Origin of the sequence: Mesorhizobium sp. M7A.T.Ca.US.000.02.2.1 (assembly GCF_003996995.1) — a bacterium.
Classification (GTDB): Bacteria; Pseudomonadota; Alphaproteobacteria; order Rhizobiales; family Rhizobiaceae; genus Mesorhizobium.
This window is the reverse complement of record NZ_RZTT01000043.1, coordinates 1-25023: the sequence shown is the minus strand read 5'-3', so window position 1 is coordinate 25023 and position 25023 is coordinate 1. Positions and strand designations below refer to the sequence as shown.

19 protein-coding genes are annotated in these 25023 nt (G+C 63.0%); 11 read left to right on the top strand and 8 right to left on the bottom strand.

The genetic code is table 11. From position 1 onward, the window contains the following. On the bottom strand, positions 1-642 hold a 642-nt coding region (locus EOD15_RS06760), incomplete at its 3' end, for a gamma-glutamyl-gamma-aminobutyrate hydrolase family protein (RefSeq protein WP_148129502.1). A 263-nt stretch (positions 643-905) separates the two neighbouring features. On the opposite strand from EOD15_RS06760, the gene EOD15_RS06755 reads away from it, so the two are divergent. Continuing rightward, on the top strand, positions 906-2015 hold the full coding sequence (locus EOD15_RS06755) for a TRAP transporter substrate-binding protein (protein WP_127408373.1): 1110 nt from the start codon (positions 906-908) through the stop codon (positions 2013-2015). A gap of 85 nt (positions 2016-2100) precedes the next feature. Here the strand turns inward: EOD15_RS06755 and EOD15_RS06750 are convergent, their stop codons facing one another. The 4 genes from EOD15_RS06750 to EOD15_RS06735 form a co-directional block, all read right to left on the bottom strand. Further along, complete coding sequence (locus EOD15_RS06750) at positions 2101-3129, bottom strand: zinc-dependent alcohol dehydrogenase family protein (RefSeq protein ID WP_164761863.1); 1029 nt, start codon at positions 3127-3129, stop codon at positions 2101-2103. Positions 3130-3147: 18 nt separating this feature from the next. Next, a complete protein-coding gene (locus EOD15_RS06745; protein ID WP_174800303.1) occupies positions 3148-4932 on the bottom strand; it encodes a TRAP transporter large permease subunit in 1785 nt (594 codons plus the stop codon). Beyond that, positions 4929-5513 carry a TRAP transporter small permease subunit gene (locus EOD15_RS06740; protein WP_127266510.1) on the bottom strand — a complete coding sequence of 195 codons (585 nt, stop codon included), beginning with the start codon at positions 5511-5513 and terminating at the stop codon, positions 4929-4931. The genes EOD15_RS06745 and EOD15_RS06740 overlap by 4 nt, the downstream gene beginning before the upstream one ends. A gap of 186 nt (positions 5514-5699) precedes the next feature. Then, entirely contained in the window at positions 5700-6605 is a 906-nt protein-coding gene (locus EOD15_RS06735; protein WP_127321649.1) for a branched-chain amino acid ABC transporter permease, read from the bottom strand. A 148-nt stretch (positions 6606-6753) separates the two neighbouring features. Here EOD15_RS06735 and EOD15_RS06730 point away from each other — a divergent pair, with 148 nt between their 5' ends. The 10 genes from EOD15_RS06730 (at position 6754) to EOD15_RS06685 (ending at position 18881) form a co-directional block, all read left to right on the top strand. Then, the gene (locus tag EOD15_RS06730; protein WP_127271073.1) at positions 6754-7365 is read left to right on the top strand and encodes a CGNR zinc finger domain-containing protein; all 612 of its coding nucleotides are present in this window, start codon (positions 6754-6756) and stop codon (positions 7363-7365) included. After that, the gene (locus EOD15_RS06725; RefSeq protein ID WP_127321648.1) at positions 7358-7894 is read left to right on the top strand and encodes a hypothetical protein; all 537 of its coding nucleotides are present in this window, start codon (positions 7358-7360) and stop codon (positions 7892-7894) included. Before EOD15_RS06730 ends, EOD15_RS06725 begins: the two co-directional genes overlap by 8 nt. Before the next feature lie 219 nt (positions 7895-8113). Further along, positions 8114-11608: an indolepyruvate ferredoxin oxidoreductase family protein gene (locus tag EOD15_RS06720; RefSeq protein WP_127408372.1), complete on the top strand. Its 3495-nt coding sequence runs from the start codon at positions 8114-8116 to the stop codon at positions 11606-11608. Positions 11609-11752: 144 nt separating this feature from the next. Then, positions 11753-14065 carry an EAL domain-containing protein gene (locus EOD15_RS06715; protein WP_127321216.1) on the top strand — a complete coding sequence of 771 codons (2313 nt, stop codon included), beginning with the start codon at positions 11753-11755 and terminating at the stop codon, positions 14063-14065. 150 nt (positions 14066-14215) lie between these two features. Then, the gene (locus tag EOD15_RS06710) at positions 14216-14995 is read left to right on the top strand and encodes a hypothetical protein (protein WP_127267397.1); all 780 of its coding nucleotides are present in this window, start codon (positions 14216-14218) and stop codon (positions 14993-14995) included. Positions 14996-15114: 119 nt separating this feature from the next. Then, positions 15115-15264 (top strand): DUF3096 domain-containing protein, encoded by a 150-nt coding sequence (locus EOD15_RS06705; protein WP_013528205.1) that lies wholly within the window; start codon positions 15115-15117, stop codon positions 15262-15264. Positions 15265-15474: 210 nt separating this feature from the next. Then, positions 15475-15699 (top strand): aa3-type cytochrome c oxidase subunit IV, encoded by a 225-nt coding sequence (locus EOD15_RS06700; protein WP_127267396.1) that lies wholly within the window; start codon positions 15475-15477, stop codon positions 15697-15699. 84 nt (positions 15700-15783) lie between these two features. Then, positions 15784-17052, top strand: coding sequence for a Re/Si-specific NAD(P)(+) transhydrogenase subunit alpha (locus tag EOD15_RS06695; protein WP_127408371.1), 1269 nt, complete (start codon positions 15784-15786; stop codon positions 17050-17052). Further along, complete coding sequence (locus tag EOD15_RS06690) at positions 17049-17477, top strand: proton-translocating transhydrogenase family protein (RefSeq protein ID WP_185928978.1); 429 nt, start codon at positions 17049-17051, stop codon at positions 17475-17477. Before EOD15_RS06695 ends, EOD15_RS06690 begins: the two co-directional genes overlap by 4 nt. Before the next feature lie 6 nt (positions 17478-17483). Next, positions 17484-18881 (top strand): NAD(P)(+) transhydrogenase (Re/Si-specific) subunit beta, encoded by a 1398-nt coding sequence (locus EOD15_RS06685; protein WP_127323044.1) that lies wholly within the window; start codon positions 17484-17486, stop codon positions 18879-18881. Between the two features lie 75 nt (positions 18882-18956). Here EOD15_RS06685 and EOD15_RS06680 read toward each other — a convergent pair whose 3' ends face one another. The 3 genes from EOD15_RS06680 to EOD15_RS06670 form a co-directional block, all read right to left on the bottom strand. Continuing rightward, positions 18957-19874: a hypothetical protein gene (locus tag EOD15_RS06680; RefSeq protein ID WP_127408369.1), complete on the bottom strand. Its 918-nt coding sequence runs from the start codon at positions 19872-19874 to the stop codon at positions 18957-18959. A gap of 230 nt (positions 19875-20104) precedes the next feature. After that, on the bottom strand, positions 20105-22576 hold the full coding sequence (gyrB, locus tag EOD15_RS06675; RefSeq protein ID WP_127322107.1) for a DNA topoisomerase (ATP-hydrolyzing) subunit B: 2472 nt from the start codon (positions 22574-22576) through the stop codon (positions 20105-20107). Positions 22577-22737: 161 nt separating this feature from the next. After that, positions 22738-25023 (bottom strand): caspase family protein (locus EOD15_RS06670; protein ID WP_127408368.1); only part of this gene is annotated, 2286 nt, incomplete at its 5' end.

Here is a 25023-nt window from a genome sequence, read left to right as displayed (position 1 = left end):
GGGGAGGGCGCGGGCGTCGCGCCCGAAAACCGCCTCGACCGTGCCGTCGGTGGCGACGGCCTCGACCTGCAGCTTCGAGCCGAGCCGGTCGATCGCCTGGCGGTGCAACGAATTGACCTTGATGTCGCCGGCACCGAACACGCCGGCCAGGCAACTGTCAGGTTTGATCGAAATGGTCTGATGGATGGCGAAGCGTTCGTCCTGCTTGTCGCTCACCGGCGCGCGGTGGTCGAGCGAGCCCTCGCGCTCCTGGATCTCGGTGCCGAGCGTGCCGCCCAGCGCCACGTTCAATTCCTGGATGCCGCGGCAGATGGCGAGCAGCGGCACGCCGCGTTCGATCGCCCGGCGGATCAGCGGCAGCGTCGTGGCGTCGCGCGCCGGATCATAAGGGCCATTGGCTTCGCTGGCGTCGCCGCCATAGAGCGAGGGATGCACATTGGATTTCGAGCCGGTGACCATGACGCCGTCCACCGACGACAGGAGTTCGTCGAAATCGAGCCGATCGCCGAACGACGGCACCAGCACAGGGAACACGCCGGCGCCGGTGATCGCCGCTTCCAGATATTGTTGTGGGGCTGCATGCCAGGTGTAGTTGTCGAACTGACGGACGTCGGTCGATATGGCGACGAGCGGCTGGTGCATTTTGGCTCTGTGTTCCATCTGGGCAAGGGATACCTGCCGCTAAAATAGGCGATCCCCGGTTGTTTTTCCATGCCAAGTTTCGGCGTGTCGCATGGGCCACGAAACGGCCTGTTAGACTATAGTTGCAGGGCAGCCGGGCTTCGCCGTCAAATCGGGCCGGCCTGCTGGACTCGACTTCTTGCCTGTGTATTGTCTCGAACGAACCGACACGGAAACCGAGGATTTCCTGACGTCGGCCTGTTGATCCAAAAGGGAGGAACTTCATGGATCGTCGTTCATTCATTCGCAAGGCCGGTGTCACCGGCGTCGGTGCCGCGGCGGCCGCGGCCACGCTGGCGGCGCCTGCAATAGCCCAGTCCAATCCCAAGGTGACATGGCGGCTGGCGTCGTCCTTCCCGAAGTCGCTCGATACCATCTATGGCGGCGCCGAGGTGTTCTCGAAGATGCTGTCGGAAGCCACCGACGGCAATTTCCAGATCCAGGTTTTTGCTGCCGGTGAGCTGGTGCCTGGCCTGCAGGCCGCCGACGCCACCACGGCCGGCACGGTCGAAGCCTGCCACACGGTGGCATATTATTACTGGGGCAAGGACCCGACATGGGCGCTCGGTGCGGCGGTTCCCTTTTCGCTCAACGCACGCGGCATGAATGCCTGGCATTACCATGGCGGCGGCATCGACCTGTTCAACGAGTTTCTCGCCACGCAGGGCCTTTTCGGCCTGCCGGGCGGCAACACCGGCGTCCAGATGGGTGGCTGGTTCCGCAAGGAAATCAACACGGTGGCCGACCTTTCCGGCCTCAAGATGCGAATCGGCGGTTTTGCCGGCAAGGTGGTGCAGAAGCTCGGCGTCGTGCCGCAGCAGATCGCCGGCGGTGATATCTATCCCGCGCTGGAGAAAGGCACCATCGACGCGGCCGAATGGGTTGGTCCCTATGACGACGAGAAGCTCGGCTTCTACAAGGTCGCGCCCTATTATTATTATCCCGGCTGGTGGGAGGGCGGCCCGACCGTCCACCTGATGTTCAACAAGGCGAAGTACGAAGAACTTTCGCCGACGTACAAGTCGCTGCTGCGCACTGCCGCGCAGGCGGCCGACGCCAACATGCTGCAGAAATACGATTATTTGAACCCTGCGGCGGTGAAGCGGCTGGTGGCCGGCGGCGCGAAACTGCGCCCGTTCAGCCAGGAGATCATGGCTGCCTGCTTCGAAAAGGCCAACGAGGTCTATACCGAAATGGAAGCCTCCAACGCCCCGTTCAAGAAGATCTGGGAATCGATCAAGGGCTTCCGCAAGGAGCATTATCTCTGGGCGCAGGTGGCCGAATACAATTACGACACCTTCATGATGGTCCAGCAGCGCAACGGCAAGCTGTAGTCGGCCGGACTTCTGCTCAAAAGCTCTCTGGGCCGAACCCGCTCAGGGAGCTTTTCTGCATATGCCGGGAGGCGAAGCCGACGGTTCAGCCTCGGCGCGGCACCACCAGAACCTTGACCTCGCCGGGCGCCGGCGGATTGGCGATCACCGCTGGAGCTTCTTCAAGCGACACCTGCCTGGAGATCAGCCTATCGATCTCGATCGTGCCGGAAGCAATGAGTTCGGCGGCACGGCGATGGGTGTAGGGATTGAGGAAGGAACCGAGCACCTTCAGTTCCCGGAACAGCAGGTCGAACGGCTCGAATTCAGCTTTCACGCCTTGCGGCGTCACGCCGACGATGACGACCGTGCCACCGGCGCGGGTCAGCCGCATCGACTGCTCGACGGTCTCTCGCACGCCCGCACATTCGAAGACGACGTCGACACCGCCTGGCACCAGCCCCACCCGTCCGGCGATGGCATCGATGACATCGGCGGCGGTTGGATCGATCGTCACCGTCGCGCCGAGGTCCTCGGCGAGCGCGCGCCGCGAAGCTTGCCTGGTCGACAGGATGATGGTCGTGGCTCCCGCCAATCTTGCCAGTTGTACGGTGAGCAGGCCGATCACGCCGCCGCCAAGCACGACCACCGAGCTGCCCGGTTTGATACCGGCAAGGTCGACGCCGTGCAGGCAACAGCCGAGCGGCTCGCAGAAGGCACCGTGCAGGGGATTCAGGCCGGCAGGCAGGACGAAAGCCTGCTTCTGCGGCAAGGCAAGATATTCGGCAAAGCCGCCATCGCGATGAATGCCGATGGCGCGCAGATTGCTGCAGAGATTGACTTGTCCCGCGTGACAACGCGCGCAGCGCCCGCAGGCGATGTTGGGGTCGCCGGTGACACGATCGCCGATGGCAAAACCCGAGACCGATTTTCCGATCGCCTCGACGAGACCGGAGAACTCATGGCCGGGCGTCACCGGCGGCGTGCACGGAAATTCGCCGTGAAACAGATGCCGATCCGTGCCGCAGACGCCGCAGGCTTCGATGCGCACCAGTAGCTCATCCGCACCGATGTCAGGCATGTCGACGTCGCGGAGCGTGATGCCGCCCACTGCTTCCAGCCGCACCGCTTTCATGGTTTTGACCATGCCGGTTCAGTTGAAGCTTGGCGGTTGCGACAGGTCGGGCTGTGGCGTTGCCGGCTTGGCCGGCGGCGCGTCGCCGAAGCTCGGCGGCTGCGACAGATCGGGGGCGGCGGGAGCCGTGCCGCCGCCGGCAGGCGCTGCGCCATCCGCCGGCGGCGTGCCGAGCGGCGACAGGCCGGGCATCTCCGGCACCTGGTAGTCGATCGTGCCCGGATCGACGGTCGTTCCCTTGTAGTGCATCACCATTTGCGGGAAGGCGATGGTCAACCCGATCATGATCACCTGGATGCAGACAAAGGGCACCGCGCCCCAATAGATCTGTCCGGTGGTCACCGGCGCGATTTGTTTGCCGGTGAGACGATCGAGATAGGGCACGCGCGCAGCCACCGAACGCAGGTAGAACAGCGCGAAGCCGAAGGGCGGGTGCATGAAGCTGGTCTGCATGTTGACGCCCAGGAGCACGCCGAACCAGATCAGGTCGATGCCGAGCTTGTCGGCGGCGGGCGCCAGCAGCGGTACGATGATGAACGCCAATTCGAAGAAGTCGAGGAAGAAAGCGAGGAAGAAGACGAGCATGTTGACGCCGATCAGGAAGCCGACCTCGCCGCCCGGCAGCGACGTCAAAAGGTGCTCGACCCAGATGTGGCCGTTGACGCCGTAGAAGGTCAGTGAGAACACCCGTGCGCCGATCAGGATGAAAAGCACGAAGGACGATAGCCTTGTCGTCGAGGCCAGTGCCTGCTTGACGACGTCAAGCGACAAGCGCCCCTTTGCCGCCGCCATGATCAAGGCGCCGACGGAACCCATGGCGCCGCCTTCGGTCGGCGTGGCGATGCCCAGGAAGATGGTGCCCAGCACCAGGAAGATCAGCGCTAGCGGCGGGATCAGCACGATGATCACCTGCTGCGCGAGCCTGGACATCATGTTGAAATTCAGGCGTTTGTCGGCAATGGCGACGATGTAGATGAACAGGACTCCGGCAGTCGCGCCGAGAATGTCGGCATTGTCGCCATGCGCCGGCGCCAGATAACGATACGCCGCGTAGGAGACCGCTAATGTGACCAGCAAAGCCACCAGCAGCGACATCACGCCATGGCCGAGTGTACGGGCCTCGAGCGGCAGCGCCGGCATCGAGTTCGGCCGGATGATCGACATGATCAGGATGTAGGACATATAGAGGACGGTGAGCACGAGGCCGGGGATCAGCGCGCCGGCATACATGTCGCCGACCGAACGGCCGAGCTGGTCGGCAAGCACGATCAGCACCAGCGACGGCGGGATGATCTGGGCAAGCGTGCCGGAGGCGGCAATGACACCGGATGCGAGCCGGCGGTCATAGCCATAGCGCAGCATGATCGGCAGCGAGATCAGGCCCATGGCGATGACGGAAGCCGCCACCACGCCGGTGGTCGCCGCCAAGAGCGCGCCGACGAAGATCACCGCATAGGCAAGGCCACCGCGGATTGGCCCGAACAGCTGGCCGATCGTGTCGAGCAGGTCTTCGGCCATACCCGATCGCTCGAGCACGATGCCCATGAAGGTGAAGAACGGAATGGCCAGCAGCGTGTCGTTCGACATCACCCGGCTGCCGTAGAAATTATCCGGCAATGCGTGCAGGAGCGGCCAGGCGAGGTTGATCGATCCTCCGGAATAAGGCGACAGCAGCACGCCGATGAAGAAGAACATCAAGCCGTTGGCGGCCAGGGAAAAAGCGACGGGGTAGCCGATCAGCAGGAAGATGATCAGCGAGGCGAACATGATCGGCGCCATGTTCTGCGCGATGAACTCCATCACGAGCGCACCTCGTCGGCCAGCGCCTTGGCTTCGAGTTCGGCCTGTTCATGCACGGAAATGAACGGATTGGGATCGTCCATGTCGCCGCGCATGATGGCGATCTTCTTGATGATCTCGGAGATGCCCTGCAGCGCGAGCAGGAAAAAACCGACGAGCAGGATGGCCTTGGCCGGCCAGATGATCAGACCACCGGAATTGTTGGACATCTCGCCGCTGCGAAACGACAGCGACACATAGGGCACGAAATAGATCACCATCAACGTCACGAACGGCATCAGGAAAAAGAGATGCCCGAGCAGGTCGATCCAGTGCTGCACGCGGCGTGAAAACAGGCCGTAGACGACGTCGATGCGGATATGTTCGTTCTGCTTCAGCGTATAGGCGGCGGCCAGCATGAAGGCGGCGCCGAACAGATACCATTGCAGTTCGAGCCAGGCGTTCGAGGATATGTCGAACACCTTGCGGATAATGGCGTTGGCGGCGCTCACCAGGATCGCCAGCAGGATCAGCCACGATATCCACTTGCCGATGAATTCGTTGGCGCGATCAATTGTCCTGGATAGAGCAAGAAGCCCTGCCATGCATTCCTCCCTTGTACCGGAGGCGTGCCGGCTTCCCCCTTTTGTCCGTCACGCCGCGTGGTCCAACGGTATGCCGCGCGTGGACTGACGGGTCAACAAGGATAGAGGGAGCAAATATCATCGCATGGCAGACAGTGCCCAATACCGGCGATCTGCCCTGGCGTCATGCAACCAAAGTCTGACGTTTCAGGCGATTTTGCCGGTGTCGCGGCCGGCGCCGATCAGGATCAGCGTCGTGACCAGGAACAGATACATCCACGCGTCGCGCCATTCGACCGGGAAATAGCCGGCCCACAGCGATTCGGCCATGCCGAAGGCGGCCGCGCCGAGTGCCGCGCGCAATGGCGAGAGATAGCCGCCGACCGCCGTCACGAACAGGATTTTCAGGCCGTAGACGAGGCCCGAGCCGAAGCTGACATTGCCGTAATAGAGCCCGGCCATCACACCGGCCAGCGCGGCGCAGAAGCCGCCGAACAGCACCGCGTGCCGGAACACCGCGCGTACGTCGACGCCGCACATCGCGGCTGCCTTGGGGTCGTCGGAGACGGCGCGCCAGCGCCGTCCGAAGCTCGACCGGGCAAATGCCCAGCTGGCCAGCGCGATTGCCGCCACTACCACGGCGCAGTCGATGAGCTGGATGAGCGTCAGCGTTGCCGTGAAGGTGGCGCCCTGCGCGAAAACGATAGGCTGCGCCAGCATCGGCGGGAGCCACAGATCATGCGTGTCGGCGGCGATGCGGCTCGCTTCGGACAGCAGCAGCAGGATGCCGAGCGTCGTCACCACAATTGCATTGGGCGTGCGGTCGGCCAAAGGTTCGAAGACACTGCGCGACAGCACGTGGCTGATCAGCGCGGCATAGAGGAACGCAGCGACGACGCCGAGCGCCACCGCCGCCAGCAGCGTCAGCCACAGCATCTGATAGCCGAAGGCCGCGGTCAGGATCATCGTCTGGCCGCAAAAGGCGAACAATGCGCCATAGGCGAGATTGGTGCGGTGCAGGATGCCGTTGGTCAGCACATAGCCAAAGGCGAGCAGCGCATAAAGCGCGCCCGAATGCAGCCCGTTCAGCACCTGCTGGAAGAAATAGAGCATGCAAAACCTCGAAGCATGCCGCCCAAAAGTGCGAAGCGGTCCTGGCCAGCGACAGGCTCAAAAGGCTGCGAAGATCATCACAGCCCAGAGTGAGGGTGCATCGCTGAATCTAACTTGTCAAATACGATTTATAGGTTAGATTTTCGCCATGACGGTATCCTGGACCCCGCACCGCTTCACCGGCGGCCTGCTTGCGCTCGACACAGCGAACACCGTCGTGCTGCGCGGCGATCCGGGGCGAACCTTCGATCGCTTCGACGATCCGGCCGAGATTGCCCGCTTCGCCGATGCGGCGAGCCGCTTTCGCGCTGCCGAACTTGGCGATAGGCCATTGGCGGTATCCTCGGCGGTGGCGATCGCACCCGTCGTGCTGTCGATCCGCGAGGCGACCGACCGGCTGTTTCGTGGAGCGGCGTCGAAGGGCGCGGTTGCCACCACTGATCTGCCCGGATTCCTGAGAGCCTGCGCCGATGGCCTTGCCGGCAGCCGGACCGAGATCGGTGCGCCGGGGAGGCCGTTCGGTGATCCCCTGACGCCGATCGCCTTCGAGGCGGCACTGGCGGTTTCGGCGTTGTCGCTTCTGCGTGACGACACCGTCGCGAGGCTGAGGATCTGTCCCAATTGCACCTGGCTGTTCGTCGACAGAAGCCGCAATTCCAGCCGCCTTTGGTGCGACATGGCGGTGTGTGGCAACAGGCAGAAGGCAAGCCGTCACTATCGTCGCCGTCGCATGGCGGAAAATGAGGTCAGGAATGCGTAGCGGCCTTTCCCGTTCGATCCTTGTCGGCGTGGCACTCATCGCGGCCGTTGCGCTGGGCGCCTGCCGCGATAGCGGCAATGACGAAGGCAAGCTGTTCGAGATTTCCGGCAAGATATTCGTCTTCAACTACCGCCTCGCAAGGGCGACTTATGTCGTGACCCTGCGGCCGCTGAAGCCGATGGGAGAGGGCCAGGTCGCGGTCGCCAGCTTCCAGGATCCCGCCGGCGGCGCGCCTCTGGTGGTCGAGCAGAAGGTCTGGCCGAAGCTCGACAAGGTGACGCTGGAGAGCCCGGCACTGACCTGCGTCGTCAAGAACAAGCCCTATGCGATTGCCATCAGCATCAAAGGCGCCGACGGCGCGGTCCTGCAGAAGATCGACACCACGCTGATGTCGACGGAAGACCAGTCGATCCTGCCCGACCGGCCGCTGGTCATCGACCAGCTCTACACCGCCAATCCCGATCTCGTCGGCCATCCCGACGGCAAGCTGCCGGGCGAACCGAAGCCGGATTGCTCGAAGGGCGGCTGACGCGTCGCGGCCATCCGGGCCGCAGCTGAAATTTTCGTGCGCCGGGCAATGTCCGTGGATCGGTTTCATACCCGATTCAGGATGGCCGCGGACTGTCCGTTGCGCGTTGCCTGGCATCTGCGATTTTGTTTGACCTGCCTTGCAAGGGGAGAAAGGATGCGTCATCCGACCCCGACGTTGGCTGCCTGCCCCGCGTGGCCTCCGCAGAGGAAATGCCTGATGACGCTGCACGACGTCGCGCTCGACGACAAGTTCGATCTCGCAAAGGAGCGCATCTTCCTGTCCGGCGCGCAGGCGGTCATCCGCATGCTGCTGATGCAGCGCGAGTGCGATCGCCGCGCCGGCCTGAACACGGCCGGCTTCGTCTCCGGCTATCGCGGTTCGCCGCTCGGCGGCCTCGACATGCAGCTTTGGAAGGCGAAGAAACAGCTCGCCCAGGCTGACATCGTCTTCCAGCCGGGTCTCAACGAGGAGCTTGCCGCCACCGCTTGCTGGGGAACGCAGCAGACGGAACTGCTGGGCGAGGGCACTCATGACGGCGTCTTTTCGGTCTGGTACGGCAAGGGACCGGGTGTCGATCGCTCAGGCGACGTGTTCCGCCACGCCAACCTCGCCGGATCGTCGAAGCATGGCGGCGTGCTTGCGCTGATGGGCGATGACCATATGGCCGAATCCTCGACCAATGCGCACGCCACCGAATTCCTGTTCGTCGACACGATGGTGCCGATCCTCAATCCCGCCGGTGTCCAGGAGATCATCGATTACGGGCTCTACGGCTTTGCCATGTCGCGCTTTGCCGGTACCTGGGCGGCGATCAAATGCGTCAAGGATAACATCGAATCGACCGCCTCGGTCGATGCCGCGCTCGAGCGGCTGAACATCGTCGTGCCGGATTTCGACATGCCATCAGGCGGTCTGAACATTCGCCACGAGATCGATATGCTCGGACAGGAGGAGCGGCTGCATGAGCACAAGCGCGCCGCGGCTTCCGCCTTCATCCTTGCCAACGGGCTGAACCGCATCGTCTATTCGGGCGGCCGCAACCCGAAGATCGGCATCATCACGCTGGGCAAGAGCTATCTCGATGTCCGTCAGGCGCTGGAGGACATCGGCATCGACGAGGCGGCCGCCAACCGCATCGGCGTGCGGCTGTTCAAGGTCGGCTGCCCTTGGCCGCTCGACCTGCATCACATCGCCGATTTCGCCCGCGGCCTCGACACCATTGTCGTCGTCGAGGAGAAGCGCTCGCTGATCGAAGTGCAGCTGCGCGAAAGCCTTTATGGCACTGCCACCCAACCGGTCATTATCGGCAAGAAAGACGAGCGCGGCGACTGGCTGTTTCCGGCCAAGGGCGCGCTCGATCCCAACGAGATCGCCATTGCGCTTGGCGAGAGGATCGTCAGGACCATCGGACCGTCCGAAGAGATTTCGGCGCGGGTGGCGAAGCTGCGCCAGTTCCAGGCAATGCTCACCGAGGCCACCGACATCGGCTCGCGCACGCCGTTCTTCTGTTCCGGTTGCCCGCACAATTCATCCACCAAGGTGCCGGACGGCTCTATCGCCGCGGCCGGCATCGGCTGCCACTTCATGGCGCTGTGGATGGACCGCAACACCGTCGGTTTCACGGCCATGGGCGGCGAGGGCGCGCAATGGGTCGGCCAGGCGCCGTTCTCCAAGCGCGAGCACATCTTCCAGAATCTTGGCGACGGCACCTACAACCATTCCGGTACGCTGGCGATCCGCTTCGCGCTGTCGAGCGATGCCAACATCACCTACAAGATACTCTACAATGACGCCGTCGCCATGACCGGCGGCCAGCCGCACGAAGGCGGCCTGACCGTCGACATGATCGCCAGGCAGGTGCGCGCCGAAGGCGTCGACCGCATCGCCATCGTCACAGATGAGCCCGGCAAATATGCCGGCAAGGCCGAATTCCCGGCCGGCGCCACCATCCATCACCGCGACGACCTCGATCTCGTCCAGCGCGAGCTGCGCGATGTCAAAGGCGTCTCCGTGCTGCTCTACGACCAGACCTGCGCCGCCGAAAAACGCCGCCGCCGCAAGCGCGGCACCTTCCCCGATCCCGACAAGCGGGTCTTCATCAACGAGCTGGTCTGCGAGGGCTGCGGCGATTGCGGCGTGCAGTCGAACTGCGTCTCGATCCAGCCGGTCGAGACCGAATTTGGCCGCAAGCGCAAGATCGATCAGTCGAGCTGCAACAAGGATTTCTCCTGCGTCAACGGCTTCTGCCCATCCTTCGTCACTGTGCACGGCGCTAAGATCCGCAAGGCCGAGGGCCTGGCCGGCAAGGCCGATCCGCTGGAAGGCGTGCCTGTGCCGGCGCAATTCCCGCTTGGCGAGCAGGGCTGGGCGGCGATCATCGACGGCGTCGGCGGCACGGGCGTCGTCACCGTAGGTGCGGTGCTTGGCATGGCGGCGCATCTCGAGGACAAGGGCTGCGGCATGATCGACATGGCCGGCCTCGCCCAGAAGGGTGGCTCGGTGTTCACGCATGTCCGCATCGCCCGCACCCCGGACGACATCCATGCCATCCGCGTCTCGGCCGGCAAGGCCGATCTCGTGCTTGGCTGCGATCTCGTCGTTTCGGGCGCCAAGAAGGTGCTGACCGCGGTGCGCGAGGGCCACACCATCTTCGTCGCCAACACCGCCGAGATCATGCCTGGCGAATTTGCCCGCTCGGCGGATTTCTCGTTGCCGATAGGCCGCCTGAAGAAGGCGATCCGCGCGGCCGCGGGCGACGACAAGGCGCATTTCTTCGACGCCACCCGCACCGCCACGGCACTTTTCGGCAATTCGCTCGGCGCCAACATGTTCATGCTCGGCTTTGCCTTCCAGCATGGCGGCCTGCCGCTGTCCGCCGAGGCGGTCGAGAAGGCGATCGAGCTCAATGGCGAAGCCGTGGCGATGAACGTTGCCGCGTTCCGCTGGGGACGTCGCGCTGCCCATCAGCCGGAATTCGTGCGCGGCCTCGTTGCCCAGCCGGGTCCAGCCGTGGCTGGAAAGGCCGGCCCGGGCACGGATGTCGCCGAGACACTGGACGATATCATCGCCCGCCGCGTCGCCTTCCTGACAGCCTATCAGAACGCCGCCTATGGCAGGCGTTATGCCGAAAAACTTGCCGTTTTGCGCGCCGCCGAAGCGAAGGCCATACCTGGGTCGACCACGGTATCGCAGGCCGCCGCCAGGAACCTGTTCAAGCTGATGGCGATCAAGGACGAATACGAGGTGGCGCGGCTCTATACCGACGGCTCTTTCGCCGCCGAACTGGGCAAGCAGTTCCAGAGCTACGAAAGGCTCGAATTCCACCTCGCGCCGCCGATCATGGGCCGTCGCGGCAATGACGGAAGCCCCCGGAAATCGAGCTTCGGCCCGTGGATGATGAAGGGTTTTCGCGTGCTGGCAGCGATGAAGGGCCTGCGCGGCACCGCCTTCGACCTGTTCGGCTATACCGCCGAACGGCGCATGGAGCGGCGGCTGCTGGCGCAGTATGAGGCGGATCTGGAGCTCATCGCCGGATCGCTGGCCCCGGCCAGGGTCGATGCGGCCGTTGCGCTGGCCTCGGTGCCGGCCCTCATTCGCGGCTATGGTCACGTCCGTCGAGCCAGCGCCGACAAGGCTTCGAGCGAACGCCAAAGGCTGCTCGAACGCCTGTCGAGTACGAAGGCGCGGCCGAAACTTCAGGCCGCGGAATGATCGATACGCCTTGTTTACCTGAACGACAGTTTCCTTGCTTTCCGTTGCGTCACCCGGCTTGACGGCAGGAGCGGCGGGGCCTCTCTAAATCTTTCTTAAGGCGGATGTGGCACTGCTTGGCTCCCCAGGGTTGGGATTCAGGCGTTGAATCTGATAAAGAAGAACGAGATTCCGGTCGACGTCTACATTCCGTTCGTGGAAACCTTGTTTCGCGACGGGTTGACGCTTTCGATAGGATTCTTTGCCCAAACCCTGCTGGTCGTGCTGGTTTACTGGAAAACCATGGATCCGGCCTATCTCGCCGTCACACTCGGACTGCTGGCCGTCGCCTTCCTTCGTCTTCGCAACATCAGGAAATATCGTCACGCTCCTTCGCCTCAAAATTGGGAAGAGGCGCGTCGCCGCGAGAACGACTACATACTGTACGGCTCGATGCATGGCTTCATGCTTGGTGCCTTTTGCTTTGTCGGCATCTATCTTGCCTATGACCCATTCGCGGAAATAGCTGCCGTCTGCGTGACGCTTGCCTCCGCCACGTCTATTGCTGGCCGCAACTATGGTTCGCCCAGGATGGTCGTGATCTTCATTATGACCATGACTTGGCCGATCTCGCTGGGCTTCATCCTGCGGGGCGATCCCTATCACTTCATTCTCGGCCTGCTTTCGGCGCCATTTCTTTTTGCCATCAAGCGCTTCGCCGATCTGGTCCGCGAGGTGCTCTTCGCCGCCCTGTCCGAGGAAAAAAAGGCCAATCGCATCGCCCAGCGCTTCAACCGAGCGCTCAACACCATGTCGCACGGCCTTGTCATGCTCGGCCCGGACGGCCGCGTCGCGGTGGCCAATGCCGAGGCCGCGCATCTGATGTCGCTCAAGTCGCCCGACGCGCTGCTCGGCCGGTCGATCCATGGTCTGTTGATGCGCGGTGTCGCCGGCGGCATGCTGGCGCCCAAGGATTGCCGCTACATCGAGGCCCAACTGACGCGTGCCCTGCGCGAGGGCCGCGACCGCAAGGTGCTGGTTTCCCTCGCCAACGGCCAGCATTACGAGTTCTCGGCTCGCGAAGGCAGCCAGGAACTGGGCGTCATCACCTTCGAGGACGTCACCGCCCGTGTCGAGGCGGAAGACAAGATCCGCTTCATGGCACGTTACGACAACCTCACCGGCCTGCCCAACCGCGCCTATTTCCATGAACTGGTCGGCGAGGCCATGGTATCCGGCGATCGCGATCGTCTCTGCGGCCTTGCGGTGCTCGACCTCGACGATTTCAAGAGCGTCAACGACACGCTTGGCCATCCGATCGGCGATGGCTTGATCTATGCCGTTGCCGAGCGGCTTGCCGCCATTGCCAGGCAAGATATCACGGTCAGCCGTTTCGGTGGCGACGAGTTCATGATCTTCTTCGACCGCGTCGAGGATGAGAGCCATCTGACCAGCCAGCTCGACGAGATTTTCGCCGGCCTGCAAGGGGAAGTCGACGTCGCCGGTCACGGGCTGCGCATTCAGGCCAGCGGCGGCGCGGTGCTGTCACGGGTCAAGGATACCGATGTCGACGCCATGATCGTCAAGGCGGACCTGGCGCTCTACAAGGCCAAGGAGCTCGGCAAGAACAGCTGGCGGCTGTTCGAAGCCTCGATGGATGCCGCCTTCCGCAACCGTCAGCTGATGAAGGCGGACCTGCGTACAGCCGTGGAAAGCAAGGGCTTGAGGGTGGTCTATCAGCCGATCGTGGCGATGAGCACCATGCGTATCGCCAGCTGCGAGGCGTTGTGCCGGTGGGATCATCCCGATCTCGGGCCGATCTCGCCCAGCATCTTCATTCCTTTGGCCGAGGAAATGGGCATCATTTCCGAGATCAGCACCTTCGTGCTGCAGGCAGCCTGCGCCGAATGCGCCAAATGGCCGGACCAGACCAGCGTCTCGGTCAATCTCTCGGCCAAGGATTTCCGCAACCGCGACGTCATCCAGAAGGTTCGCGATGCGTTGGCCGGCTCCGGCCTCGCCGCCTCCCGGCTCGAGATCGAGGTCACCGAAACGGCGCTGCTCGACGACAAGTCGCTGACGCGCCAGTATATCGAGGAGCTGAAGCAGATCGGCGTACGCATCGCGCTCGACGATTTCGGCACCGGCTATTCGAGCCTGAGCTACCTGCACAAACTGCCGCTCGACAAGATCAAGATCGACCGCTCGTTCCTGATGGACGTCACCCAGAACCCCCGTTCGCTCGAGCTGCTCAAGGGTATCGTCAACCTATCGCGGCCGCTGGGGCTTTCGGTCACCGTCGAGGGTGTAGAGACCTTCGAGCAGCTCAAGATACTGGCGCTGCAGGTCAAGCCCGACCTTGTCCAGGGGTTCCTGTTCGGTTCGGCGCTCAGCGCTTCCGGCATCGAGACCATGTCGAACACGGTATGGCCCTTCGCCAAGGACATCAATTCAGCCAAGAGAGCCGCACGCCGCTGACCGGTGCCGGGAAGAGTGTCGCCTTTTCATAAAAATTTACGGATCGTTAACGTTAATGGTCGGTAAACGACGTGTGCTCCATTTTCATCTTTTACATCTCAGGGTCCCGTCGTAGGTTGAACTGCGGCGGAAACTTACGAGGGTTTGAGTATGGATGTGCAGTTGGAAGCGCTTGGCCATGTGGCGGGCGGGGGTGAAGAAAATTCGCCCGACAGCATGTCGAGTTTCGCCCGCAATGTTTCAGCGATGCTTGAGCGGACGGAATATCGCCGCTGCGACAAGGGAGAGGATCTCGAAGACATCTATAGGTTACGCTACAAATCCTATCGCTTGAATGATATGGTGCCGGAAAACCCGGAACATATTGTGCATGACGAGCTCGATGAAGCTGAAAATTGTTCCAAGTTCGGCGTCTATATTGACGGCATCCTGGTCTCCACGGTGCGCATTCATCATGCCTGCCGGGCCACGCCACAATCGCCGTCTACAACTGTCTACGGCGACATCCTGCGCCCGATGCTGGCTGCCGGGGCGCACTTTGCCGATCCGAGCCGCTTTGCTGCCGACCCAGACTGGTCGAAGGTCTATCCGCAGATCCCGTACCTGACGCTGCGCCTTGCCGGAATGGCCTGCTTCTACTTCGACGCACCTTACTGTCTCTCGACTATCCGGCCCGAACATGCGGGTTTCTACCGTCGTATCTACTGTTCTGAGCAGATCGGCGAGCTGCGCGACTATCCAGGCCTGAACTACAAGGTCGTGCTCTATCGCGCCAATGTCGCTGCCATTCGCGAGCGGTCGTTCTCGCGCTTTCCATTTTTCCGATCCACATCTCTGGAGCAGCGTATGCTGTTCGAGACACCTGGTGCTGGAGAATTGGCGCCGCTGACCATCCTGCCGACTGCCAAATATTTTCGCGAAGCCGCCTGAGATTAGGCGTTTCGCAGAACCACTGGAGCTTTCCGGCCGGATACGCGTTCTGATGGCTCGGCGTCTTGTCGTCCTCGCCATTGGTCGCCGAATCCACGGATATGCCAAAGGAACCCGTCATGACCATTTCCACACTTGCGCTCACCCCGCTCATCTCGCTGATCGCCGGCGTGCTGATCCTGGTCATGCCAAGGCTGTTGAACTACATCGTCGCGCTCTATCTGATCGTCGTCGGGTTGCTCGGGCTATTTCCGCATCTAGCCGGCTGAGGGCGCCGGCTTAGGCCACGCAAGCGTCTGCCTTCCAAGCATCTTTCCGCATCAAGCCTCAGAATCCAGCGATCGGACTCCGTCGCGCGTTGGCAGCCGGCTTCAACCTTTCCTTGAGGCAGTCGTCCGCTGTTGTGCGGCAATAGCGCCATTGCTCTCGGCCCGGCTTTTCGCTATGTGCCTGAAAGATGTCTTCGAAGGGGTATTCCTATGGCTGATCACTCGCCGACCGGTCCTGTCGAACTGGGCGCGAAGATGGACTATGCCGAGCATGACCGCACCTATGCGGGCTTTCTCGCGCTGGCCAAATACGGATCGCTTTTCTGCGGAGCCCTGCTTCTGGCGATGGCCTTCGGCTTCTTCGCGGGCGGCTTCTTCTCGGCGACCATCCTGTTCGTGCTGATTATGGCCGTCGGCGCCTTTATCCTCCGATAGATTTTCCGACACCTTGTCCACGGCGCCGCCGCGAGGCCGGCCGGCGTCTTGCGGGAAATAGCTTCCGGCCGAAAGGATCATGCGGTGGGACAGACGGTTTTCATCCCTCGTGAGCTCGATGCCAATGAGCCGCGCGTCGCGGCCTCGCCCGATACGGTGAAACGGCTGGCGGCGTTGGGCTTCGACGTCGTCGTCGAGGCCGGCGCCGGCACGCGGTCGCGCATCCCCGACGAGGAGTTTTCCAAGGCAGGAGCCACGATCGGCAAGGCTTCCGATGTCGCCAAGGCCGATGTCGTGCTGAAGGTGCGTCGGCCCGGCGATGCCGAGCTGAAGAGCTACAAACCCGGTACAGCGGTCATTGCCATCATGGATCCCTATGGCAACGATGCCGCCGTAGCAGCCCTTGCCAAGGCCGGCGTCACCGCCTTTTCGATGGAATTCATGCCACGCATCACCCGGGCGCAGTCGATGGACGTCTTGTCCTCGCAGGCCAATTTGGCCGGCTATCAGGCGGTGATCGACGGCGCTTCGGAATACGACCGGGCATTGCCGATGATGATGACGGCGGCTGGCACCGTGCCGGCGGCGAAGGTCTTCATCATGGGCGTCGGCGTTGCCGGCCTGCAGGCTATCGCCACCGCGCGTCGCCTTGGTGCGGTCGTCACCGCAACAGACGTGCGCCCTGCCGCCAAGGAACAGGTCGCCTCGCTCGGCGCAAAGTTCCTCGCCGTAGAGGACGACGAGTTCAAGGCCGCCGAAACAGCCGGCGGCTACGCCAAGGAAATGTCGAAGGAATACCAGGCCAAGCAGGCGGCCCTCACATCAGAGCATATCGCCAAGCAGGATATCGTCATCACCACCGCGCTGATCCCCGGCCGGCCGGCGCCGAAGCTGGTCTCAGTGGCGATGGTCGCTTCGATGAAGCCAGGCTCGGTTCTCGTCGATCTGGCGGTCGAGCGTGGCGGCAATGTCGAGGGCGCCGAAGCCGGCAAGGTCGTCACCACGGCCAACAACGTCAAGATTGTCGGCCATCTCAATGTGCCCGGCCGCATCGCGGCGTCGGCATCGCTGCTTTATGCCCGGAACCTCTTCGCCTTCCTCGAAACGCTGGTCGACAAGATGACCAAGACGCTTGCCATCAACCGGGACGACGATCTGGTCAAGGCAACGATGCTGACCGACGGCGGCAAGGTGGTTCATCCGGCATTCGTGAAGGCTGACCAGCAGCCCCATGTCGAGCCGGCGGCGATCCCGGCCAAGACCATGGTCGCCGACGCTTCGCCCAAGAAAGCCGCGCCCAAGAAGGCGGCCGCATCCAAGTCGCCCTCGTCGAAGCCGAAAGGGATCGCGTGATGGATCAGACCCTGCAGAAAGCCCTCGACCAGCTCGACCAGGCCTCCGCCGCGGTTCGGCTGGCAGTGCACAATCTGGCGACCGCGCCTGGTGGTGCCGACGCGGCGGGTGATGCCGCGCATGCGCTCTCCGGCGGTGCCATCGATCCCTTCGTCTTCCGCTTCGCCATCTTCGTGCTGGCGATCTTCGTCGGCTATTACGTCGTCTGGTCGGTGACCCCCGCACTGCACACGCCGCTGATGGCCGTCACCAACGCCATCTCCTCGGTCATCGTCGTCGGCGCGCTGCTTGCCGTCGGCATTGCTGCTTCCGGCGTCGCCGCCGGCTTCGGCTTCGTCGCGCTGATGCTGGTGTCGGTCAACATCTTCGGCGGCTTCCTCGTCACCCAGCGCATGCTGGCCATGTACAAGAAGAAGGACAAGTAGAGCGCCATGAACGCCAACTTCGCGTCCTTCCTCTACCTCGTCTCCGGCGTCCTGTTCATCATGGCGCTGCGCGGCCTGTCGCATCCGACCACCAGCCGCCAGGGCAATCTCTACGGCATGATCGGCATGGGCATCGCCATCGCCACCACGCTGGCGCTGGCAACCCCCTCGGCCGGCCGCTTCGGCCTGATCGTGCTCGGCCTGGCCATTGGCGGCAGCGTCGGCGCCGTCACCGCGCGCCGCATCGCCATGACTTCGATGCCGCAGCTGGTCGCCGCCTTCCACTCGCTGGTCGGCCTCGCTGCCGTCATGGTGGCGGCCGCCGCCATCTATGCGCCGGAAAGCTTCGGCATCGGCACGGATGGCGACATCCACGCCCAGGCGCTGATCGAGATGAGCCTTGGCGTCGCCATCGGCGCCATCACCTTCACCGGCTCGGTCATCGCCTTCCTCAAGCTCGATGGCCGCATGTCCGGCAAGCCGATCATGATCGGTGGACGCCACTTCATCAACGCGGCACTTGCCATCGCGCTCGTCGTGCTGATCGTGCTGCTGGTCACCACCGAGTCAAAGCTGGTCTTCTGGCTGATCGTTGCGGCATCGCTCGTCCTTGGCGTCCTTCTCATCATCCCGATCGGCGGCGCCGACATGCCGGTCGTCGTCTCGATGCTGAATTCCTATTCGGGTTGGGCGGCCGCTGCACTCGGCTTCACGCTCGGCAATCTGGCGCTGATCATCACCGGTGCGCTGGTCGGCTCATCCGGCGCGATCCTGTCCTACATCATGTGCAAGGGCATGAACCGAAGCTTCATCTCGGTCATTCTCGGGGGCTTCGGCGGCGAGACGGCAGCGGCCGCCGATGACGGCATCGAACGCACGGTCAAGCAGGGTTCCGCCGACGATGCCGCCTACCTCATGATGAACGCCCAGAAAGTCATCATCGTGCCGGGCTACGGCATGGCGGTTGCCCAGGCGCAGCACGCACTGCGCGAAATGGCCGACAAGCTTAAGGCCAATGGCGTCGACGTCAAATACGCCATCCATCCGGTCGCCGGCCGCATGCCCGGCCACATGAACGTGCTGCTCGCCGAAGCCAATGTGCCCTACGACGAAGTGTTCGAACTCGAGGACATCAACTCGGAATTCGCGCAAGCCGATGTCGCCTATGTCATCGGCGCCAACGACGTCACCAACCCGTCCGCGCGAGACGACAAGTCGTCGCCGATCTACGGCATGCCGATCCTCGACGTCGACAAGGCGCGCACCTGCCTGTTCGTCAAGCGCTCGCTCGGCTCCGGCTATGCCGGCATCGACAACACGCTGTTCTACAAGGACGGCACCATGATGCTGCTCGGCGATGCCAAGAAGATGACCGAAGAGATTGTCAAGGCCATGGATCACTGATTTCGCCACGGCGACTGACCCAAAAGCAAGAGCCCGGCGCAAGGCCGGGCTTTTGCTTTTCAATGCTGAGCCGCTTCAGCGGCTGGTGAGAAAAACCGCTTCCTCATCGTCGCGCTGCTTGCCCCCAAGGGCCGCGGCAGCACTGGCGATGAAAGCGCCGATGGCTAGCGAGAGCGCACCAAGCAGGGCAAACGTCGCGCCGGCCTTCCTGGCAGTGTCGGCAGCCTCCTGCGCCTTGACCTTGGCGTCCTGAGCCCTGGCGATGATCGCATCCACCCGCGCCTTGGCATCTGCTTCCGAAAGACCGGTGCGAGCGGCGACGAGTTGCGACAGATAGGTCTTGTCGTCTGCCGAAACCTCGCCTGCCGCCGCACCGGCGATCAGGATGCGCGAGGCCTGCCCGGTCGCGGCGGTATCGCTGTCCGTATTGGCGGCAGCCAGCCTGCCCGGATCGGCCGGACGGAACAGTGAATCCACAAGGTAGGATGTCGCATTGTCGACCGATGCGCCGCCGGCATTGGCCGAAGCCCCCGCCGATGCACCCATGGCAGCGCCAGAGGCGACGGTGGACACCGCCTGCACGCCTGAACCGATCGCTGCGGAAAGGGCGGAGCCAAGCACGCCGACGACGAGCAAAGTGGCCAGCGCCCAGGCAAGAAAGCCGTGGGCGGTGTCACGGAAATACACTTCGTCGGTGTGGATGCCGACCCATTTGGTGCGCAGCCGCCCGGCAAGATAGCCTCCGACACCAGAGGACAGCCATTGCACGATGACAAGCCAGACGGCGGTGGATGCCGCGAAGGTGGTTACCGACGCGCCGGATCCCGACCATGGCGACACCATGGTCAATCCCAGCCCCGAACCGAGCAGCATGAGGATGAAGGTCAACGTGGAAGCCGCGAAGGCACCGGCGATGATCGGTCCCCAACTGACGGCGGTGGAGGAGGATTCTGTTGATGTGGAAACGTCGACAGCCGATAGGGTGGACTGCATGGAAGCCCCCTACCGTACGAACAGCATGATCAGAATGATGATCGGGATCGGAATACCGAGCAACCAGAGCAAAATGCCGCGTCCCATGAAGGCCTCCTGTAAGAAATTGTGACCGATGTTGTCACAATGTCCCGCAGGGACTTCCGTTCCGGCGCGTTGTAAAATGATTTTGTTGCCGCCGGTGGAACAATGGCGCGCCGCAGCGCGCCAATTCAGATTTAACGTCCAGATCAGATATCCAGATTGGCGACCGACAGCGCGTTGTCCTGGATGAACTCGCGCCTGGGTTCGACCTCGTCGCCCATCAGCCGCGAAAACAGCGAATCCGCGTCGGTCGCATCATTGACCTTGACCTGCAGCAGCGAGCGCACGTTCGGGTCGAGCGTGGTTTCCCACAGCTGTTCGGCGTTCATCTCGCCGAGACCCTTGTAGCGCTGCATTGTCAGGCCCTTGCGGCCGGTCGCAAAGACCGCATTGAGCATCGCCAGCGGCCCCGAGATGGTTTCGGAGACATCCTTGCGGCGCAGCACCGGCGGCGACCCGTAGACTTCGCTGAGGCGCTGTGCGTAGCGGTCGAGCTGGCGTGCGTCGGCCGAATTGATCAGCGCCAGGTCGAGATGCGCGTATTCCTTGACGCTGCGCACCGTGCGCTCGAACACATAGCCGCCGACACCTTCATTCGAGGTCGACATGCGGCCGGTCCAGCCGCGCTCGGTGTCCTCGGCAATGATGTCGAGGCGTTTTGCAATCCGCTCCGCCATGGCGTTGGCGCGGCCGAGATCGGTGAACACGTCCGGGTTGAGCCCGCCGGCGATCGCCGCCTGTTCGACGACGCCTCTGTTGTAGCGCGTGTGCAGGCCGTTGATCAGCTGGCGCACCGCCAGTGCGTCGTCGATGGCTCCGCGCAGGTCCTGCCCGATGCGAACCTCGCCCGAGCCGAGCGTAAGCGATGCTTCCTCCAGTCCCGAGCCGATCAGGAACTCTTCGAACGCGCTCTCGTCCTTGATGTATTGCGAGCTCTTGCCGCGCGTCACTTTGTAGAGCGGCGGCTGGGCGATATAGAGATGGCCGCGCTCGATCAGCTCCGGCATCTGCCGGAAGAAGAAGGTCAGCAGCAAGGTTCTGATATGGGCGCCGTCGACATCGGCGTCGGTCATCAGGATGATCTTGTGGTAGCGCAGCTTGTCGGCGTTGAACTCGTCCTTGCCGATCGAGGTGCCGAGCGCCGTGATCAGCGTCCCGATCATGTCGGAGCCGAGCATACGGTCGAAGCGCGCCCGCTCGACATTGAGGATCTTGCCGCGCAACGGCAGGATCGCCTGGTTCTGGCGCGAACGCCCACCCTTGGCCGAGCCGCCGGCGGAGTCTCCCTCGACGATGAAGATTTCGGACTTCGCCGGGTCGCGTTCCTGGCAGTCGGCCAGTTTGCCGGGCAGGGAAGTGACGCCGAGCGAGCTCTTGCGGGTGATATCGCGCGCCTTGCGCGCCGCTTCACGCGCCGCCGCCGCCTGGATGACCTTGTCGACGACCACCTTGCCTTCGCTCGGATGTTCTTCAAGCCAGGTGCCGAGCGCTTCGTTGACCAGGCCTTCGACGACAGGACGGACTTCCGACGAGACCAGCTTGTCCTTGGTCTGCGAGGAGAATTTCGGATCTGGAACCTTGACTGAAAGCACCGCCGTCAGGCCTTCGCGACAATCGTCGCCGATCAGCGAGACCTTTTCCTTCTTGGTCAGGCCGGAGGATTCGCCATAGCCGGTGATCTGGCGCGTCAGCGCGCCGCGAAAGCCGGCCAGATGCGTGCCGCCATCGCGCTGCGGGATGTTGTTGGTGAAGGCCAGCACGTTCTCGTGGTAGCTGTCGTTCCACCACATCGCCACTTCGACGGTGATCCCGTCGCGCTCCGCTCGGATGGCGATCGGCTTGTCGATCAGCGGTTTCTTGACCCGATCGAGATATTTGACGAATTCTTCGAGGCCTCCGTCATAGTGCAGTTCATGGCGCACGACATCGGCGTGACGGGCATCGGTCAAAATGATGCGCACGCCGGAATTGAGGAAGGCAAGCTCACGCAGCCGGTGTTCCAGCGTGCCGAAGTCGAATTCGACCATGGTGAAGGTCTCGGCCGACGGGAAGAAGGTGATCTGGCTGCCGCTGCGGCCCTCATAGGTGCCCGGCTGCTTGTCCTGCTCATAGCTGCCGGTCGCCTTCAGCGGCGCGTCGGCATTGCCATGCGTGAAACTCATCTCGAAGATCTGGCCGTTGCGGCGGATTTTCAGCTTCAGCCACGCCGACAGCGCGTTGACCACCGAGACGCCGACGCCATGCAGGCCGCCCGAGACCTTGTAGGAATTCTGGTCGAACTTGCCGCCGGCATGCAGCTGCGTCATGATCACTTCGGCCGCCGAAATGCCTTCTCCGGTGTGGATATCGGTCGGAATTCCGCGGCCATTGTCGATCACGGTGACCGAACCATCGGGGTTGAGCGTCACGGTGACGAGATCGGCGTGACCGGCCAGCGCCTCGTCGATGGCGTTGTCGACCACTTCATAGACCATGTGATGCAGGCCCGAACCGTCGTCGGTATCGCCGATATACATTCCGGGGCGTTTGCGGACAGCATCCAACCCCTTCAAAACCTTGATGGAATCGGCGCCGTATTCGGCTTCAGCGCCGTTGTTGTTGTCGATCTGATCGCTCATGAAAACCTGTTGTCTGGATGCCGCTTGCACGGCGCGAAAAACCCGCTCCGAATCGCGCCTCTGATATGCACTAGATATAGGCGCAAAAGGCGGTTTTTCCAAGGTTTGCAGGCATTTCACGGGGAATGAGCCGGCTGTCCATGGCAGCCTCCCGTCAGGCCCTATTTCACTTTGGCCAGCCGGTCCCTGAGAAACTTGATCATGAACTTGTATCGCGGCGCCAGCCGCCCGCTGCGGTCGAGCTCCAGCGTCATGTCCAGCGCCTGCGAAAGCACCGTCTTGGGGTTCTTGGCGACCTGAGCGTAGTCGATCATGGCAACCACCAGGTCGCGCTGCCAGGTGGCGTTGTTTGGGTCGGACCGGGCGAGCTTCTGGCGGATGTCGAGACTGTCCTGGAAAGCCTGCCGCGCGCCTTTGACGTCGCGCTGCTTGGCCTTGAGCATGCCGATCTCGGACAGGGTGATCGACAGGTCGCGTTGCCAGTCGGCATTGGCAGGGTCGAGCTTGGCCAGCCGGTCGGCGATAGCGAAACTATCTGTATAGGCCTTGAGCGCTCCGGCGCGGTCGCCCTGAATCGCCAGAATGCCGGCGACCTTTTCCAGGCTGACCGAAAGGTCACGTTGCCAGTCGGCGTTGGCAGGGTCACTGGCCGCCAGCATGCGGGCTATCGAGAGGGCTTGCCTATAGGCGGCGAGGGCTGCCGGCCAGTCCTCTTGATCGCTCAGCGCATTGCCCATCTTTGCGTTGCCGACAGACAGGTCGCGCTTCAACTCACTGTTGTCGGGGTCGCGGCCCACTAATTGTTCGACAATCGCATGGCCCGCTTTATAGGACGCGAGTGCGCCCGCCGCATCGCCGCGCTCGCGCTTGAGGTCGCCGATCGTATCATGGCTGACCGACACATCGCGCTGCCGTTCGGCATCCTGCGGCTTCTTTTCGGCCAATGCCAATCGGATATTCAGGCTCTCCTCGTAGGCCATCTGGGCGTTGTCCAACTGGCCGGCGGTACGCGCCAGTGCACCGATCTCGTCATAGCTGATGGTCAGGTCGCGCTGCAGTTCGGCGCGCTCCGGCTCGTTGTCGGCAAGCTGCTTCTTGACCGACAAGCCTTCCTGGTAGATCTGCGAGGCCCCAGCCAGATCGCCTTGCGTCACAAGCACATTGCCGATCTTGTCATCGGCCATGGCGAAGTCGCTGAACCATGACAGCCGATCGGGTTCGGCAGCGGTCAAATCCCTGAGCATGGTTCTGGCGGTCCGATAGTTTTCCAGCGCTTCCGGCAGGTCTCCTTGCGCCAGCTTGATGTTGCCGAGCTTGATGTGGCTGACGGCAAAATCGCGCTTGACGCTCGGGTCGGTTTCCCGGGCCGAACGCAGCTCGAGATTGGACACCAGCGCTGCAAAGGCGCGGCCTGCCGCATCGGTGTTGCCGACAAGGGTGTAGAGCTTGCCGAGCTCGTCCAGCGTTCGGATCTGGCGGTCGGCCTGGTCCAGGGTCAGATCGGTTTGCCCGGCCTCGCCGTAGAGGACCAGCACCGATTCATAGTCCTTGATGGCCGTGGCATAGTCGAGGTCGGCACGCGCCGCACCGCCCGACAGGAAACGCGTCGCCGCCTCGGACAGCGTGCGGTTGACGAAGTTGGCCTTCAAGGCGTTGCGCGAAACATTGTCGATGTCGGCGGCCTTTGCGAGGATGGCGCGAGCCCCATCGAAGGCGCCGAGCGAAAGCTGCTCCTCGGCCTGCCGGCGCAATTCCGTCACCTGCGGATCATCGGAGGCCAGCGTCCTCATTTCGCCGCGCACCTTGACGAAGGCGTCAGCCGCCTCGCGCAACCGGGCATTCAGGCTGTCCGCGGAAAGGTGGCTGGCGTCGGAGCTGATCAGCACGCCGTAGAGAGGCGCCAGCGGCATGTCGGCATCGCTGGCGACCTGCTCGACCTCACCGCGCATTTCCGGCGTCACGTCGGCCATGGCAAGCAACAGGCGCTCGCGCTCCGGCAATTGTTGCTTGGCGGCCGCGGCAAAAAACAGCTTCGGCAGGCCGCTCTCGACGTAAGGCAGCTGTTTGCCCCGCGACAAATCGTAGACCTCCTGCTGTACCAGCGTCAGCACCGAGCGGATCTCGAGCCCGTCGGTGCCGAGATATTTGGTCAACGCTGTCGTGAAGGGCGAGTTCTGGCCGGTGCCGTCGGCAGCCGTCTCGCCCGGTGCGGCGGAGAAGGCGAACAGGATGTTTTCGGCGCGGCCAATCCGGCCGAGACCCGGCTTCACCTTGTCGGAGACATCCTTTGCCAGCGATGTCGCGCCGCGCCCTTCACCGCTGCTTCCCGAAAAGGGATCGCTGCGGCAGGCGTCGAGCATGATCAGGCCGACCTTGGCCGTGGCGGCCACGCTGTCGCGCACCTCTTCCAGCGGCAGGCTGGTCTTCTCCAGCGCATCGAGCGAGGA